Origin of the sequence: Burkholderia sp. LA-2-3-30-S1-D2 (assembly GCF_001523915.2) — a bacterium.
Classification (GTDB): Bacteria; Pseudomonadota; Gammaproteobacteria; order Burkholderiales; family Burkholderiaceae; genus Burkholderia; species Burkholderia diffusa.
In genome coordinates this window covers 2,019,503-2,035,522 of sequence record NZ_CP013383.1, presented here as the reverse complement: position 1 = coordinate 2,035,522, position 16,020 = coordinate 2,019,503, and the positions used below count along the sequence as shown (strand labels likewise).

Below are 16,020 nucleotides of genomic sequence, written 5' to 3'. Positions count from 1 at the left end.
CCGTGAGGCGCGGCGGTACGGATGCGGCAGGCGCGTCATGTCAGCTGGCTCCGCCCGGCGCGCGACGGCACGAGCCAGCCGGTCGCGAGCAGCACGAGCACGCAGGTGATCGACGTCACCAGCACGAGGAAGTTGGCCGTGCTGTCGTCGCCGGCCTGCACCGCCGCATAGATCGCGACCGAAAGCGTCTGCGTGCGGCCGGGCAGGTTGCCGGCGATCATCAGCGTCGCGCCGAATTCGCCGAGCGCGCGCGCGAAGGCGAGCAGCGCACCGGCCAGGATGCCGCGCGTGGCGAGCGGCAGCGTCACGCGGAAGAACACCGCGGCTTCGCCGAGCCCGAGCGTGCGTGCCGCGCGCTCGAGATGCGGATCGACGCTTTCGAACGCCGTGCGCGCCGATTTGAGGATCAGCGGGAACGCGACGACCATCGATGCGATCACCGCGCCCTGCCACGTGAAGACGAGTTCGATGCCGAGCTTGTCGAGCCATGCGCCGAACACGCCGCGCCGGCCGAGCAGCACGAGCAGGTAATAGCCCAGCACCGTCGGCGGCAGCACGAGCGGCAGCGTCAGCAGCGAATCGACCACGTCGCGCATCGGCGAGCGCCAGCGCGCGAGCAGGAAGGCGGCGGCGACGCCGAGCACGATGTCGAGCGCGGTCGCCCAGCCGGCGACCTTCAGCGACAACAGCAGCGGCACCCAGGCGTCCTGCATCATGCTGCGCTCACTTGCCCGCGGGCTTGAAGCCGAACGTGGCCAGCACGGCCTGGCCCTGCGGCGACGCGACGAAGTCGATGAACGACTGCGCCTGTGCGGCATGGCGGCTGTCCTTGACCACCGCGATCGGATAGGTGATGGCCGTCTGCGTCGGCACGGTCAGCACCACCTTCACGCGGCCCGGCATGATCGCCGCGTCGGTGCCGAATACGAAGCCGGCGTCGACTTCGCCGCGTGCGACGTAATCGAGGCTCTGGCGCACGTTGGCGGCCAGCACGCCCTTCGCGCTGACGGCGTCCCATACGCGTGCCGCACGCAGCGCGCCTTCCGTGTAACGGCCGACCGGCACCGACGCCGGGTCGCCGTACGCGATGCGCTTCACGCCGGGCGCCGTCAGGTCGTTCAGCGACGTCGGCGCGGCGACGTCGCTGTCGGCCGGCACGATCATCACGAGCGAGTTCGCCGCGAAATCGCGGCGCGTACCCGGCACGATGACCTTTTCGCCGACCGCACGATCCATCGCCTTCTGGTCGGCCGATGCGAACACGTCGGCCGGCGCGCCCTTGGCGATCTGCTGCATCAGCACGTCCGACGCGCCAAAGTTGAACAGTACCTTGGTGTCCGGATGCTGCTTCTGATAAGCATCGCCGACGGCCTTGAACGCATTCGTCAGGCTTGCCGCCGCCGACACGACCAGTTCGTCGGCAGCGGAAGCCGGCCCGCTGAACGAGACGGCTGCGGCAAGCGCGGCGAGCGGCAGCAGGCGGAGCAGGGTGCGGCGAAGCGGGCGGACGGTTGAGCGCATGGACTGGTCGTTCGAATGGAATGGTTGGAACCGTAATCGTAATATAGGGCGGGTTATAACGCTCGACATACCGTTCATGCGACCGCGCGCATGAAATCTTCAGGCCTGAATGGCGACGGGAATGACGTGCGCGCGGCCCGTCACGCGTGCAGCAACGGCGGCGATCCGGTGCGGTGCAGCGACGACGGCTGATATGCGGGCCGGTAGTTGGGATTGGCTTTCCAGCGGGCGCGGACGAACGGCCGCTCGTGCCCCGACAATTCCAGCGCCACCCTGGTGACCCAGCGATGCGACGGCACCGTGACGCCGTGCAGCGCGACGGTGACGAGCGCGAGGCTCACGACGACCGCCGGCACCGACCAGCGGTGCGGCACTGCGTGCCACGAGCCGGCGATGAATGCCAGCGCGGCGATCGCGCCGACGATGCAGCCGGTGATCGATTCGGACGGCGAATGCGCGTCGAGCGCGACGCGCGACACGCCGACCGCGATGCCGGCCGCGAGCCCGAGCGCGATGCCGGCGATCCGCACCGTCGTGCGCGTGCGGATCAGCGCGAGGAAGATCGCGACGGGATAGACCGACGTCGACAGCATCGCGTGGCCGCTGAATCCCGTGAAGTCCCATGCGCGGATGCCGACGCCCCAGCCGAGGAATGCGATCTTGGTGAGCGCGACGACCCCGATCGCGACGGCGAGCACGCCGAGCCACGCGGCCGCGCGCTGCCACGAGTAGCCGAGCGCGAGCCACACGGCGATCGTGATCGCGAGCGGCAAGGTCAGTCCGGCGCCACCGAACGCGGTGATCGTGATCCACAGGTGAGAGGACAGGTCGAACATCGGGAGAGGAACGAGCAGAGGCGGGACGAATGCTTAAATCAACGCACGAGCCGGAGAGAACGACTACAACGGATACAAGCGGCTAAACCCCAGTATAGCGCCGCGTATGCTCGAGGCCCGTTTTTTGCGCCGCGGGGGAACTATCCGCGTGCAGGAAAAATCCCATAAACAATGCTATGGTGCATTGCACAAAGTCGAACGATCCACCGAGTGTTGTATCCCTATTTTTCCTGAACGCGAGCCCGATCGATGACCAAAAGTCTGACGAAGGTATGGCTGGGCGGCATGAAACGTATGCTGTCTCCGGCTGCCAAACGAGCGGCACGTGATGCACAGCGTATCGCGCGCGATACGCTCGAGGCCGCCGCGTCGCCCGCCGCAACCGATCTGTCCCCGCCGCGTGAGTCGCGCGTGCGGCCGCGCGCGGCTGCATGGGCGGCCGGCGAGTGGACGCGCGGCGAGCATCCGATGGCGCCCGCGCTCGGTCGCCTGGTCCAGCAGCTCGCCTACGGGCTGTACGTTCCACCTGGCCGCCGGCGCGGTGCGATACCGCTCGTGGTGATGCTGCACGGCTGCCAGCAATCGGTCGACGAGTTCGCGCAGGGCACCCGGATGAACCTGCTGGCCGACAAGCATGGCTTCGCGGTGCTGTATCCGGAGCAGTCGCTGCGCGCGCACGCGCACGGCTGCTGGCACTGGTACGAAGACACCGACCGCGCGGGGCGCGGCGAGGCGGACGCGGCCGCCTCGCTCGTCGACGCCCTCGTCGACGAGCACGGCTTCGACGCATCGCGCGTCTATGTCGCCGGGCTGTCGGCCGGCGCGGGCCTGGCAGCACTGCTCGCGCTGCACCACCCGGATCGCTTCGCGGCTGTGGCGCTGCACTCGGGCCCCGCGCTCGGCGAGGCGAATTCCGGGATCAGCGCGATGGACGTGATGCGGCGCGGCCTGCGGCAGAACCCGGCCGCGGTGGTCGACACGCTGGTCGATGCGGGGGCGTATCCGGGCATGCCCGTGTTGATCGTGCAGGGCGACCGGGACCATGTCGTCGCGCCGAAGAATGCGGACCAGTTGATGGTGCAGTTCATGCGCCTGAACGGGCTCGCGGACAGCCGCGGCGCACTGCGCGGCGGCGAGCGTGTGGAAACGCGCGAGGCTGGCGCGCAGATCACCGACGTGCGTCGCGATGGCGAGTCGATCGTGCGGCTCTGTCACGTGAAAGGGCTCGATCATGCCTGGGCGGGCGGTGACGAAGCGGTGCCGTTTCATGCGGCGGTCGGTCCCGATGCGAGCGCGATGATCTGGTCATTTTTCGAAGAAAATCGGCGCACTGTGGCGACCGAACGACGCACCGTCTGATCGACGCTGGCCAAAGCCTAGGGTTTTCCCTATAATTCGGGAAAACCCTAGTCAAAGAACCTTTGGATTGCGAGATCAAACATGTACCTGCTGAGCCACCTCTTCCTGATGTTGACCAAGAACGCTGAAAAGGCCGCGAAAGAGCGCGCCGATGCCTATCTGGCCGAAGCAACCGACATCTACGATCTCGAATTCCGCATGCGCAAGATCGATCGCGAAGCGGCGATGAACCGTCCGTTCTCGTTCGGCTCGCGTTAAGCAGCGCAGCGCGGGCCGGCTCACCAGCCGGCCCGGCGAATCACGCAAAAGGGCGTGTGTGGCGAGCAGCCGCACACGCCCTTTTTGCATTCGGCGCCGCGCGTTGCGTCAGACGACCGTCAGGCGCACCGGCACGTTGTTGCGGGTCGCGTTCGAGTACGGGCACACGTGGTGCGCCTTGTCCACCAGCGCCTGTGCGTCGGCCTTGTCGAGCCCCGGCAGCGACACGCGCAGTTCGATGTCGAGCCCGAAGCCGCCGGCGTCGTTCGGGCCGATGCCCACTTCCGCGGTCACTTGCGTGTCGGCCGGCAGCGCCTGCTTGTTCTGGCCGGCGACGAACTTCATCGCGCTCAGGAAACAAGCCGAGTAACCTGCGGCAAACAGCTGCTCCGGGTTGGTACCTTCCGCGCCCGTACCGCCGAGCTCGCGCGGCGCGGCCAGCTTCACTTCCAGCTTGTTGTCGGCGGATACCGCGCGGCCGTCGCGGCCGCCCGTGCTGGTGGCGCTGGTCTTGTACAGAATGTTCATGGTGCAGCTCCTGTCGGAAGAATGGTAGGAAGCGGTCCGGTCGGACGGGGTGTCGCCGGCCACGAAAGAAATATAGAACACAAATGATTTGTGTGCAAATGAAATTTGGAAAAAAGCCCGGCAGTGCCGGGCATGTTTGAGATCGACGTGCCGTCAGCCTTCGTTGGCGGCCGACAGTGCGTTGCGTAATTGCTGGAGATCCGCGCGCAGCCTGACCAGGAACTCGGGCGTTTGCTGCATCGCGCAAAAGAGATCGGCTGGCACCGAGCGCGCCTTGAGCTTCAGCGCTCGGCCTTCCGTCGTCACGCGCACGTTCACGACGCGCTCGTCGGTCGCACTGCGCACGCGTTCGACGTAGCCGAGCGCCTCGAGCCGCTTCAGCAGCGGTGTGACGGTGGCCGGGTCGAGGTCGAGGCGGGCGGCGATATCCTTCACCGCGATATCGTCACGTTCCCACAGCACGAGCATCGCCAGATATTGGGGATAGGTCAGCGACAGCTTGTCGAGCAGCGGCTTGTATGCCTTCGTCATCGCATGCGAAGTCGAATAGAGCGCGAAGCACAGTTGCTCGTCGAGCGTCTGGGGCAGCGGGGGCAGGCGGTCCATGATTCGGGTGGCGCGGCGGACGCGCTAATGATTTGCATGCAAATTATTTTGCGCGCAACGGATTCGATTGAACAGGGGGCAGCGTGAAGGTTGGGGCGGCCGGCGGCGTGCGCCGGCCGAGTCTGCGTCAATGGCCCGGCTCAACGGCCCGAGGCGGGCGTTGCGGCCCCTGGTTCCTGCACGCCGAAGCAGCCGCGATAGGTCGCATAGAACGAGCAGTACATCATCGTCACGATGATGATCGTCACCGGCATCATGATCGTCAGCACGTAGGCGCCGGCGCCGAGCGCTTGCAGCAGCAGCGACAGGCCGAACGACGTGCCGAGCGCAACGCCGAACCACAGCAGCCCGTACACCACGAATGCGCCGCGATTGCGCCAGCAACTGACGATGCTGAAGAACAGCGCCTTGGCGGGCGGGATGTCGTGCCACGCGGTGAGCACCGGCGCGAACCAGAACAACATCGCGACCGGCGCGTAGAGCAGCGTCGCCAGCAGCAGGGCGCCGAGCGTGCCTTGCGCGGCAAGCGCTTCCGGCGTCGGGCTCGTTTCGCTCGTCGCGCCCAGCATCATGGTGAGCAGCCCGCCACCGTCCACGATGGACGATGCGGCGAACACCAGCACCATCAGCGCGACGTAGACCACGCCGAGCACGAGCAGCCGCTGCGTCGTCACGGAGCCGTACGAGCGAAAGCCGTCGATGAGGATCGTCGGCATCACCGGCTTGCCGGCCACCGTGTCGCGGCACGCGGCCATGAAGCCGACGGCGATGCCGGGGATGAACAGCAGCGGCAGCGCCGCGCCGATGACGGGCACCATCGACACCAGCGTGATCGCCAGCAGGTACGTGAAAAACAGCGTGATGAACGCGAGCGGGTTCCGGCGGAACAGCCAGATACCTTGACGGAACCAGACATAGCCCGCTTTCGCGGGCACTTCGATCAGTTGCATGCGGTATGGGTCTCGGGAAGCGCGGGCGTGTGGGCGATACGCTCACGCAGGATGCGTTCGAAATGACCGGGGTCGTGCGGTTTGAGCATTTCGGCCGCGCGCGGCAGGTAGAAGTCGTACAGGCGCGACACCCAGAAGCGGTACGCGCCCGCGCGCAGCATGTTGCTCCAGTGGCGGCGCTCCTCGGCCGTGAACGGCCGGACCGTCTGGTACGCGCGCAGCAGCGCGTCCGCGCGCGCGACGTCGAGCACGCCCGTCGCGAGGTCGACGCACCAGTCGTTGACGGTCACCGCGACGTCGAACAGCCATTTGTCGCAGCCCGCAAAATAGAAATCGAAGAAGCCGCCGAGCCGGATGTCGTGACCGGTGCCGGGCGCCGCGTGCGCGAACAGCACGTTGTCGCGGAACAGGTCGCAGTGGCACGGGCCGCTCGGCAGCGCCGCGTAGTCGTCCGACGAGAAGAACGCGGTCTGGTGCGCGAGTTCGTCCTCGAGCAGCGTGCGCTGCGCGTCGGAAATGAACGGCACGATCGCCGGCACGTTCTCCTGCCACCACGGCAGGCTGCGCAGGTTCGGCTGGTGGCGCGCATAGTCGCGCCCCGCGAGGTGCAGGCGCGCGAGCATCTGCCCGACTTCGATGCAGTGTTCGACCCCCGGTGTGAGTTCGGCGGCGCCGTCGAGCTTCGTGACGATCGCCGCCGGCTTGCCGTGCAGTTCGCCGAACAGCGCGCCGTCGTCGCGCGGGACCGGATCGGGCACCGGCACGCCGTGGCTGGCCAGATGGCGCATCAGGTCCAGGTAGAACGGCAGCTGTTCCGCCGTCAGCTTTTCGAAGATCGTCAGGACGTATTCGCCGCGCGTCGTCGTCAGGAAGAAGTTGCTGTTTTCGATGCCGGACGGAATGCCGCGGAACGCCAGCACGTCGCCCAGTTCGTAGTGGCGCATCCATTGCGCGAGATCGGAGTCGGAAACAGCGGTGAAAACGGCCATGCGAGATGCGTCTGGTCAGTTGTCGGCACGCGCGCGGCATGCGGCGCGACAGGAGGTGAAGGGAAAGCCGGCGCGCCGCGTCGGGATCGACGCGGCGCGGCAGGAAATCAGTAGCGGAGGTTGACCGACGGCAGGCGCGTAATCGGGACGCCCGCGTCATGCGGCTTCGGCGAGGTGTCGAGCGTCGAGCTCATCTGGTAGCGCGTGCCGAAGTTCGACTTCACGTCGATCTCGACCGGCTTGCCGCGATCGCGATACTCGGTGACCTCGGTGCCGTTCTTGCTCTTTTCATGGAAGCTCGGCGTGCGACGAATGTCGGCGAAGTCGACTTTCGACGTGACTTCGGCGCCGGGCCGGTTGATCTTGCGGAGATCGGGCAGGCCGGCGGCTTCGTTGGCCTCGGCCCGGGCCTGCGTGTCGGCGTCGGGCGTGCCGCCGGCGGCGTAGGCGGCGGCAAACGTGCCAGTGAGCACGGCGGCAGCGGCGACGAGAATGAGCGGCTTCATGATGAGTCTCCAGTGAACCTTTGGATTTTAGCAAATACTGCGCGCGGCCCGGCCCTCGCGTGCAAGCGGCGTGCGAGCGGGCGGCCATGAGCGTGACCGGGTTCCGTGGTAATGTCGTCCGATCAGACGAGGTGATGAAAATGAAGAACGATTTGAGCCGCCGGCATCGGGTGCTGACGCCTGAGAGCCCGCCCGTCGAAGCATTCGACGATTCCGTCGCCGCCGTCGCGCGGCTGTCGGCCATCTACGACACCAATACCGGCTTCCTGCGCGACGCGTTCGCGCGTTATCGCCGCCATGAATCGATCACCGAGCACGTGCGCGCGTGCTACCCGTTCGTGCGGATTCGCACCGACGTCAACACGCACGTCGATTCGCGCCGTTCGTACGGCTTCGTCGCGGGCCCCGGCGTGTTCGAGACGACCGTCACGCGTCCCGACCTGTTCGCGAACTACTATCGCGAGCAGCTGCGCCTGCTGTCGAAGAACCACCATGTGAAGATCGAGATCGGCGTGTCGTCGCAGCCGATTCCGGTTCACTTCGCGTTTCCCGAAGGCATTCACCTCGAAGGCGAGCTCGACCGCGACCGGCTGCTCGCGATGCGCGACATCTTCGACACGCCCGACCTGTCGTACCTCGACGACCGCATCGTCAACGGCACGTTCGAGCCGGCACCCGGCGAGCCGCATCCGCTCGCGCTGTTTACCGCGGCGCGCGTCGACTTCTCGCTGCACCGGCTGCGTCACTACACGGCGACATCGCCCACGCACTTCCAGAATTACGTGCTCTACACGAACTACCAGTTCTATATCGACGAATTCGTGAAGCTCGGCCGCACGCTGATGACGGAAAGCACCGATCCCGACGTGCGCGCGTACCGCAGCCAGTACAGTTCGTTCGTCGAGCCGGGCGACGTCATCACGTACAACGCGAACCTCGGCAGCGAGCCGGCCGAGGGCGCCGCGCCGCCGCGGCTGCCGCAGATGCCCGCGTATCACCTGAAGCGCGCGGATGGCAGCGGGATCACGATGGTCAACATCGGTGTCGGTCCGTCGAACGCGAAGACGATCACCGATCACATCGCGGTGCTGCGTCCGCATGCCTGGGTGATGCTCGGTCACTGCGCGGGCCTGCGCAACACGCAGCGCCTCGGCGACTACGTGCTCGCGCACGGTTACGTGCGCGAGGATCACGTGCTGGATGCGGACCTGCCGCTGTGGGTGCCGATCCCTGCGCTCGCCGAAGTACAGCTCGCGCTCGAACGCGGCGTGGCCGAGGTCACCCGTCTCGAAGGCGCCGAACTGAAGCGCGTGATGCGCACGGGCACGGTCGCGAGCGTCGACAACCGCAACTGGGAACTGCGCGATCACCGCGAGCCCGTGCAGCGGCTGTCGCAGAGCCGCGCGATCGCGCTCGACATGGAAAGTGCGACGATCGCCGCCAACGGTTTCCGTTTCCGCGTGCCGTACGGCACGCTGCTGTGCGTCTCGGACAAGCCGCTGCATGGCGAGCTGAAGCTGCCGGGCATGGCCGACACGTTCTATCGCGGCCAGGTCGACCAGCATCTGCAGATCGGCGTGAAGGCGATGGAGATTCTGCGCACGAACGGGCTCGACAAGCTTCATAGCCGCAAACTTCGGAGCTTCGCGGAAGTGGCGTTTCAGTAATAAGCCCTTGCGGTATAAGGCTCCCCGGATGATCCGGGGAGCCTTCGCGTCCAACATGGGCGGCGGTGTCTAACTTGAACGTGTCAATGGAACGGGTTGAACGCGTTCTACTTCACGTGATTTCGTGTGGTGCGCCGTCATGCTTTCGGTCGTGTGGCCGGCCAATGAATGCGCTGCCGCGGCCCCCCGCTGCCGCTTCAGATCGGTCAGTGCTTTCGCCCACAGGTCGTGGAAGTGCGTGCCGATCTGAACGCACGTACCAACATCCGAATCATCAACGGGTCGGACGGAGCACCGGCCTTTGTGGTGATCCCCTACGCGGACTACATGGCGCAGCACGAAGTGATCAGCGCCACAATTGACGGGGCGACGCCCCTGCGCGCATGGCGCGAACATCTGAAACTGACGCAGGCCGATATCGCGGCCCGACTCGGCATCAGCCAGTCCGCATACGCGCAGCAGGAGCGAAGCGAGAAGCTGCGCAAGTCGACGCGCGAGAAGGTCGCCGCCGCGCTTGGCATCACGGCCGCGCAGCTCGATTTCTGACGCGCGGTCAGCCGCGAAAGAAAGCCGCCAGACACTACGGTGCTGGCGGCTTTTTTAGGGTTCTTCGTGGAATTTCGTGAACCGATGACGATGCGTATGCTTCTGGCCGCGAAAATCCCAACCGTGTCGCCGCGATGACCGTGGTCATCCTTTGTGCGCGAATGCCAGCACGATCGCGTTGCCCAGTTCGTCGACAACCCTGGTCGACGCGCCCGGCGCCGCGAACATCGTGAATTCGACATCGGGCAGGGCCGGCAGGCCGGCATCCGGCGGGATCGCACGCAAGCCGTGCGCAAGTTGTGTGTGCACGATCGGTGTCACCGCAAAGCCCGCGTGCGCGGCGGCGCACAGGCCGGCACCGCTCGGGCACACGAGCACGATCCGGTAATCCACGCCCGCGCGGGCCAGTGCTGCCAGCGAGGCCTCACGATACGGGCAGGGTTCCGGCAGCAGCGCAATCGGCACCGGTACGCCAGGCGTGAGCGTCATCCAATCTGCACCGGCCCACACAAGCGGCTCGCGCCAGAGCACGCGTCCGGTGGGCCCGTCATGGCAGCGTCCACCCATCACCACATCCAGTTCACCGTGATCCAGCGCCTGGAGCAATTCGCCCGGGATACCGACTCTGATGCTGAATGCGATGCGCGGGTACCGCACGGCAAACGCCTGTATCACATGCATCAGCCTGACATTGGCGAGGTCTTCCGACAGCCCCACGCGGATCGCGCCTGCACTCGGTTCGCGTAGCAGTTGCGCGCGCGCGTCCTGATTAAGCGCGAGGATGGCGCGCGCGTAACCCAGCAGCAGTTCGCCGTCCACCGTGAGCGTGACCGAGCGCGTGGTGCGCACGAGCAGGTCACGGCCGGTCTGTTTTTCCAGGCGCCGCAGATGCGCGCTGACCGCGGACTGCGTCAGATTCAGACGGGCCGCGGCATGCGTGAACCCGCCTTCCTGGACGACGGCCACGAAAGAGCGCAGCAAAACGGTATCGAACATGACATGCCCCGAAATACAGTGCGAATGCTACTGAGTACCGCGATGATACTTCGTTTATATTTTGAATCGAACTATGTTCTGATGAGGGCCGTCAACCCGTCAGGAGTCGTTTCATGTCGACCTTGCTGCATATCGAATCCTCCCCGCGCAAGTCGCGGTCCGCATCACTCGACGTTGCGCGCGCGTATCTGGAAGCCTGGCGCAACGCGCATCCGGAGCGTCGGGTCGACGTGCTCGACTTGTGGGCGACGCCATTGCCGGAGCTCGACGGCGATGCGCTCGATGCCAAATACGCGGACTTGAGCGGTACACCGCTCAGCGAAGGCCAGCAGCAAGCGTGGGCAGGTTTCCGGCAGCTGGCGCAGCGGATGCACGACGCGGATACGCTGCTGTTCTCCGTGCCGCTGTGGAATTTTTCCATCCCATACAAGCTCAAGCATTTCATCGACGCCGTGTCCCACCGCGGCGTCCTCTTCTCATTCGACGAGCGTGGGTTAGCGGGATTGCTGAACGGCAAGAAAGCAGTCGTGATCTATGCGAGAGGCCTCGACTATTCAAGGCAATCGAGCACGCCTGCCGAGTCGTTCGATTTTCAGCGACCGTTTCTTGAAGCGTGGCTGCGCTTCATCGGTATCACCGACATCGAATCGATCATCGTCGAGAAAACGCTGTTCGGACCTGAAGTCGATCACGCGGGCAGAGAGGCTGCGCGCAAACGGGCGGTGACGCTGGTACACGCAGCATCAGCATCGGCTTCGGTTGATGGCTGAACTGGCCAATGGCTGGAGACCGCCGAGCACCGACGGGCGAATGCCGCGCAAGCCGCGGGCGTAACGACAAAGGCCGCACGCGAACTTTCGTTCACGTGCGGCCTTGTTCTTTGTCCTGCGGTGCGCGACCCCGATCGACCCCGCACTCAGATGCTCAGCACTCACCCTTCTTCGCGTGTCCCGGCGGGCAATGGTAGCCGCCGTGACCGCGATGGCGCTGATGATCTTCCCACTCGCGACGCTCCCAGTAGCGGCGGCCGTCCCAGTAACGATCGCCGTGCCAGCCGATCACGACCGCAGGCCCCGGAGCGACCGCGACAGGCGCGGGCGCGACGACGACCGGCGCGGGCGTGCCGATGTTGACGTCGACGTTGACGGCTTGGGCGAGGCCGGACAGCGAAAGACCGAGGCCGGCGAAGGCGAGGGCGATCAGCGAGCGTTTCATGTTGTTTTCCGTGATGTCGTTGTCAAAAGGCCGGCGCGACGCGATGGACGCGAGGGGGGATCGTTCCACCGGGGGACGCCACGCCGACGAGATGCAGTGTGCAGGCGCCACGCGAAAAAGGCGAGACGGGTTTGTTACGTCGGATTGACGTCAGGTGCGCCGGCCGGATCGATGACAGGCCGCATGATTTGACAATGGCGGGCCACGCATGGGAGGCGTCGACCGCATTGCGCGATGCAGGCTGCCCGGATTTGACATTCGCCGGCGCGCGGCTGCGCGGCGGGATTAATACGGCGTTACAAAATGACGCGCGACGGGTGGCGGAACTACCGTGCCTGCCGCGCGGGAGACGCGACGCCGGCCGCGAGGCCGGCCATCGCACCGATCGAATTACAGATAGAACATGCGGTCTTCTTCGGGCCGCGGCGGATGGTCTTCGCCGTCCGCGCCTTCTTCCTCGCCGCTGTCCTCGTAGAACGCGAGCACGGCGTCGAGCACCTGGTCGGGATCGTCGATCACCTGCATCAGATCCATGTCTTCCGGATTGATGAGGCCCATCGGAATCAGCTGGTCGCGGAACCATTGCAGCAGCCCCTGCCAGAACGTGCTACCCACGAGAATGATCGGCACGAGGCGCGACTTCTTCGTCTGGATCAGCGTGAGCACCTCGGACAGTTCGTCGAGCGTGCCGAAGCCGCCCGGCATCACGATCACCGCGTCGGAGTTCTTCACGAACGTTACCTTGCGCGTGAAGAAGTGGCGGAAGCGCAGCGAGATGTCCTGGTAGTGGTTGCCCGCCTGCTCGTGCGGCAACTCGATGTTCAGGCCGACCGACGGCGCCTTGCCGGCGTGCGCACCCTTGTTCGCGGCTTCCATGATGCCGGGGCCGCCGCCGGAGATCACAGCGAAGCCCGCGTCGGACAGCTTGCGCGCGATCTGCACGGCCAGCTTGTAGTGCGGCGTGTCGGGCTTGAGACGGGCAGAACCGTAGATGCTGACGGCCGGTCGGATCTCCGACAGGTACTCGGTCGCCTCGATAAACTCTGCCATAATCGTGAACATCTGCCACGATGCGCGCGCCTTCTTGGCCGTCGCGCGTTCTTGATCTGCGAGCGAACGCAGACTCGGAATCACTTTTCTCTTGTTCATAATGCCTGAAGAACGAAATCTGGAAGGTAAGACCCTGCTATTGGTTGACGGTTCGAGCTATCTGTATCGGGCTTACCATGCGATGCCTGATTTGCGTGGCCCTGGCGGGGAGCCGACCGGAGCGCTCTACGGAATCATCAACATGCTGCGCCGTATGCGCAAGGAAGTCAGTGCAGAGTATAGCGCTTGCGTGTTCGATGCAAAGGGCAAGACGTTCCGTGACGACCTTTATGCCGACTATAAGGCAAACCGTCCGTCGATGCCGCCCGATCTTGCACTGCAGGTCGAGCCGATTCACGGCGCGGTACGAGCGCTCGGCTGGCCGCTGCTGATGGTCGAGGGCGTCGAGGCCGACGACGTGATCGGCACGCTCGCGCGCGAAGCCGAGCGGCACGGGATGAACGTGATCGTGTCGACCGGCGACAAGGACCTCGCGCAGCTCGTCACCGATCACGTCACGCTCGTCAACACGATGACCAACGAGACGCTCGATCGCGGCGGCGTGATCGAGAAGTTCGGTGTGCCGCCCGAGCGGATCATCGACTATCTCGCGTTGATCGGCGACACCGTCGACAACGTGCCCGGTGTCGAGAAATGCGGGCCGAAGACAGCCGTGAAATGGTTGTCGCAATACGACAGCCTCGACGGCGTGATCGAACATGCAGGCGAGATCAAGGGCGTGGTCGGCGACAACCTGCGCCGCGCGCTCGACTTCCTGCCGCTCGGCCGCAAGCTCGTGACCGTCGACACGGCCTGCGATCTCGCACCGCATCTCGAATCGATCGAAGCGTCGCTGAAGAGCGATGGCGAAGCACGCGACCTGCTGCGCGACATCTTTGCGCGCTATGGCTTCAAGACGTGGCTGCGCGAAGTCGACAGCGCGCCCGCCGAAGGCGGCGGCGCCGACGCGCCGGAAGGCGAGCCGGCACAGGTGGTCGCGGCGGACATCGTCCGTGAATACGACACGATCCAGACCTGGGAACAGTTCGATGCATGGTTCGCGAAGATCGATGCGGCCGCACTGACCGCGTTCGACACCGAAACGACCTCGCTTGATCCGATGACCGCGCGGCTCGTCGGCCTGTCGTTTTCGATCGAGCCGGGCAAGGCCGCGTATCTTCCGGTCGCGCACCGCGGCCCCGATCTTCCCGAGCAGTTGCCGATCGACGACGTGCTCGCGCGCCTGAAGCCGTGGCTCGAATCGGCCGACCGCAAGAAGGTGGGCCAACACCTGAAGTACGACGCGCAGGTGCTCGCGAACTACGACATCGCGCTGAACGGTATCGAGCACGACACGATGCTCGAATCGTACGTGCTCGAATCGCACCGCACGCACGACATGGACAGCCTCGCGTTGCGTCATCTGGGCGTCAAGACGATCAAGTATGAAGACGTGGCCGGCAAGGGCGCGAAGCAGATCGGCTTCGACGAAGTGGCGCTCGAGCAGGCCGCCGCGTACGCCGCCGAAGATGCGGACATCACGCTGCAGCTTCATCATGCGCTGTATCCGCAGGTTGCGCGCGAACCGGGCCTCGAGCGTGTGTATCGCGAGATCGAGATGCCGGTGTCGCTCGTGCTGCGCAAGATGGAGCGCACCGGCGTGCTCATCGACGACGCACTGCTGCAGGCGCAAAGCAGCGAGATCGCGACGCGTCTCATCGAGCTCGAAGGGCAGGCGTACGAACTGGCCGGCGGCGAATTCAATCTCGGCTCGCCGAAGCAGATCGGGCAGATCTTCTTCGAGAAGCTGCAGTTGCCGGTCGTGAAGAAGACGCCGAGCGGCGCCCCGTCGACCGACGAAGAAGTGCTGCAGAAGCTGGCCGAGGATTACCCGCTGCCGAAGCTGCTGCTCGAGCATCGCGGGCTGTCGAAGCTGAAGTCGACCTACACCGACAAGCTGCCGCGCATGGTGAATCCCGCAACGGGCCGCGTGCACACGAACTACGCGCAGGCCGTCGCGGTAACGGGCCGCCTTGCGTCGAACGATCCCAATCTTCAGAACATTCCGGTGCGCACGGCCGAGGGCCGGCGGATCCGCGAGGCGTTCATCGCGTCGCCGGGTCACCGCATCGTGTCGGCGGACTATTCGCAGATCGAACTGCGGATCATGGCGCACATTTCGGGCGACGCGTCGCTGCTGCGCGCGTTCTCGCAGGGCGAGGACATCCACCGCGCAACGGCCGCCGAAGTGTTCGGCGTGACGCCGCTGGAAGTCAACTCCGACCAGCGCCGGATCGCGAAGGTGATCAACTTCGGGCTCATCTACGGGATGAGCGCGTTCGGCCTCGCGTCGAACCTCGGCATCACGCGCGATGCGGCGAAGCTGTATATCGACCGCTATTTCGCGCGCTACCCGGGCGTCGCGCAGTACATGGAGGACACGCGTGCGGCCGCGAAGGAAAAGGGCTATGTCGAAACCGTTTTTGGCCGCCGCCTGTGGCTGCCGGAGATCAACGGCGGCAACGGCCCGCGCCGTCAGGCCGCTGAACGTGCGGCCATCAATGCACCGATGCAGGGCACGGCTGCCGACCTGATCAAGCTGTCGATGATCGCGGTGGACGACTGGCTCACGCGCGACCACCTCGCATCGCGGATGATCATGCAGGTGCACGACGAACTGGTGCTCGAGGTGCCCGACGACGAACTGTCGCTCGTGCGCGAGAAACTGCCGGAAATGATGTGCGGCGTGGCGAAGCTGAAGGTGCCGCTGGTCGCTGAAGTGGGTGCCGGCGCGAACTGGGAAGAGGCACACTGACGCACCCCCGCGTGATTCCCGCGTCCCGCGGCATATTGTTGCAGGGATGCTGAATATCGAGATGGTTTGCTTGTGGTCAACGCGCAAGCTCCCGGACAATGCATGTCAGTCAGGTCATTGTCGCGGGGGCAGCGCGCCC

Annotated in this window: 17 protein-coding genes; 6 read left to right on the top strand and 11 right to left on the bottom strand. The window is 65.5% G+C overall.

What is annotated here, in order from left to right; all coding sequences use genetic code 11:
- Positions 1–35: 35 nt before the first annotated feature.
- The 3 genes from modB to WS66_RS09350 all read right to left on the bottom strand — a co-directional run bounded on the left by modB (position 36) and on the right by WS66_RS09350 (position 2,357).
- The gene (gene modB, locus WS66_RS09360; protein WP_059601856.1) at positions 36–713 is read right to left on the bottom strand and encodes a molybdate ABC transporter permease subunit; all 678 of its coding nucleotides are present in this window, start codon (positions 711–713) and stop codon (positions 36–38) included.
- 10 nt (positions 714–723) lie between these two features.
- The gene (gene modA / locus WS66_RS09355) at positions 724–1,521 is read right to left on the bottom strand and encodes a molybdate ABC transporter substrate-binding protein (RefSeq protein ID WP_059601695.1); all 798 of its coding nucleotides are present in this window, start codon (positions 1,519–1,521) and stop codon (positions 724–726) included.
- Positions 1,522–1,661: 140 nt separating this feature from the next.
- Positions 1,662–2,357 carry a phosphatase PAP2 family protein gene (locus WS66_RS09350; RefSeq protein ID WP_059601697.1) on the bottom strand — a complete coding sequence of 232 codons (696 nt, stop codon included), beginning with the start codon at positions 2,355–2,357 and terminating at the stop codon, positions 1,662–1,664.
- A 249-nt stretch (positions 2,358–2,606) separates the two neighbouring features.
- On the opposite strand from WS66_RS09350, the gene WS66_RS09345 reads away from it, so the two are divergent.
- Together WS66_RS09345 and WS66_RS09340 are read left to right on the top strand one after the other, a co-directional pair.
- A complete protein-coding gene (locus WS66_RS09345; protein ID WP_059601699.1) occupies positions 2,607–3,716 on the top strand; it encodes an extracellular catalytic domain type 1 short-chain-length polyhydroxyalkanoate depolymerase in 1,110 nt (369 codons plus the stop codon).
- 81 nt (positions 3,717–3,797) lie between these two features.
- Complete coding sequence (locus WS66_RS09340; RefSeq protein WP_069228557.1) at positions 3,798–3,974, top strand: DUF3563 family protein; 177 nt, start codon at positions 3,798–3,800, stop codon at positions 3,972–3,974.
- 108 nt (positions 3,975–4,082) lie between these two features.
- Here the strand turns inward: WS66_RS09340 and WS66_RS09335 are convergent, their stop codons facing one another.
- The 5 genes from WS66_RS09335 to WS66_RS09315 all read right to left on the bottom strand — a co-directional run bounded on the left by WS66_RS09335 (position 4,083) and on the right by WS66_RS09315 (position 7,553).
- Positions 4,083–4,502, bottom strand: a complete 420-nt coding sequence (locus WS66_RS09335; RefSeq protein WP_031399791.1) for an organic hydroperoxide resistance protein — start codon at positions 4,500–4,502, stop codon at positions 4,083–4,085.
- 153 nt (positions 4,503–4,655) lie between these two features.
- Positions 4,656–5,108 (bottom strand): MarR family winged helix-turn-helix transcriptional regulator, encoded by a 453-nt coding sequence (locus WS66_RS09330; RefSeq protein WP_059601701.1) that lies wholly within the window; start codon positions 5,106–5,108, stop codon positions 4,656–4,658.
- A gap of 140 nt (positions 5,109–5,248) precedes the next feature.
- Positions 5,249–6,058, bottom strand: coding sequence for a BPSS1780 family membrane protein (locus WS66_RS09325; RefSeq protein ID WP_059466514.1), 810 nt, complete (start codon positions 6,056–6,058; stop codon positions 5,249–5,251).
- Positions 6,049–7,047: a homoserine kinase gene (locus WS66_RS09320; RefSeq protein WP_059601704.1), complete on the bottom strand. Its 999-nt coding sequence runs from the start codon at positions 7,045–7,047 to the stop codon at positions 6,049–6,051. Before WS66_RS09320 ends, WS66_RS09325 begins: the two co-directional genes overlap by 10 nt.
- Before the next feature lie 107 nt (positions 7,048–7,154).
- On the bottom strand, positions 7,155–7,553 hold the full coding sequence (locus WS66_RS09315) for a hypothetical protein (RefSeq protein WP_059601706.1): 399 nt from the start codon (positions 7,551–7,553) through the stop codon (positions 7,155–7,157).
- 140 nt (positions 7,554–7,693) lie between these two features.
- Here WS66_RS09315 and WS66_RS09310 point away from each other — a divergent pair, with 140 nt between their 5' ends.
- Both WS66_RS09310 and WS66_RS09300 read left to right on the top strand, forming a co-directional pair.
- Complete coding sequence (locus tag WS66_RS09310) at positions 7,694–9,220, top strand: AMP nucleosidase (RefSeq protein ID WP_059601858.1); 1,527 nt, start codon at positions 7,694–7,696, stop codon at positions 9,218–9,220.
- A 246-nt stretch (positions 9,221–9,466) separates the two neighbouring features.
- Positions 9,467–9,766 carry a helix-turn-helix domain-containing protein gene (locus tag WS66_RS09300; RefSeq protein WP_059601860.1) on the top strand — a complete coding sequence of 100 codons (300 nt, stop codon included), beginning with the start codon at positions 9,467–9,469 and terminating at the stop codon, positions 9,764–9,766.
- 144 nt (positions 9,767–9,910) lie between these two features.
- Here WS66_RS09300 and WS66_RS09295 read toward each other — a convergent pair whose 3' ends face one another.
- The gene (locus WS66_RS09295) at positions 9,911–10,762 is read right to left on the bottom strand and encodes a LysR substrate-binding domain-containing protein (RefSeq protein WP_059601708.1); all 852 of its coding nucleotides are present in this window, start codon (positions 10,760–10,762) and stop codon (positions 9,911–9,913) included.
- A gap of 113 nt (positions 10,763–10,875) precedes the next feature.
- Here WS66_RS09295 and WS66_RS09290 point away from each other — a divergent pair, with 113 nt between their 5' ends.
- Positions 10,876–11,532, top strand: a complete 657-nt coding sequence (locus WS66_RS09290) for an FMN-dependent NADH-azoreductase (protein ID WP_059601710.1) — start codon at positions 10,876–10,878, stop codon at positions 11,530–11,532.
- A gap of 154 nt (positions 11,533–11,686) precedes the next feature.
- Here the strand turns inward: WS66_RS09290 and WS66_RS09285 are convergent, their stop codons facing one another.
- On the bottom strand, positions 11,687–11,977 hold the full coding sequence (locus WS66_RS09285; RefSeq protein WP_059601712.1) for a hypothetical protein: 291 nt from the start codon (positions 11,975–11,977) through the stop codon (positions 11,687–11,689).
- 390 nt (positions 11,978–12,367) lie between these two features.
- Positions 12,368–13,126: a TIGR00730 family Rossman fold protein gene (locus tag WS66_RS09280; protein WP_059601715.1), complete on the bottom strand. Its 759-nt coding sequence runs from the start codon at positions 13,124–13,126 to the stop codon at positions 12,368–12,370.
- A gap of 1 nt (position 13,127) precedes the next feature.
- Between WS66_RS09280 and polA the strand changes: the two genes are divergently transcribed.
- On the top strand, positions 13,128–15,881 hold the full coding sequence (gene polA, locus WS66_RS09275) for a DNA polymerase I (protein ID WP_059601717.1): 2,754 nt from the start codon (positions 13,128–13,130) through the stop codon (positions 15,879–15,881).
- Positions 15,882–16,020 lie beyond the last annotated feature (139 nt).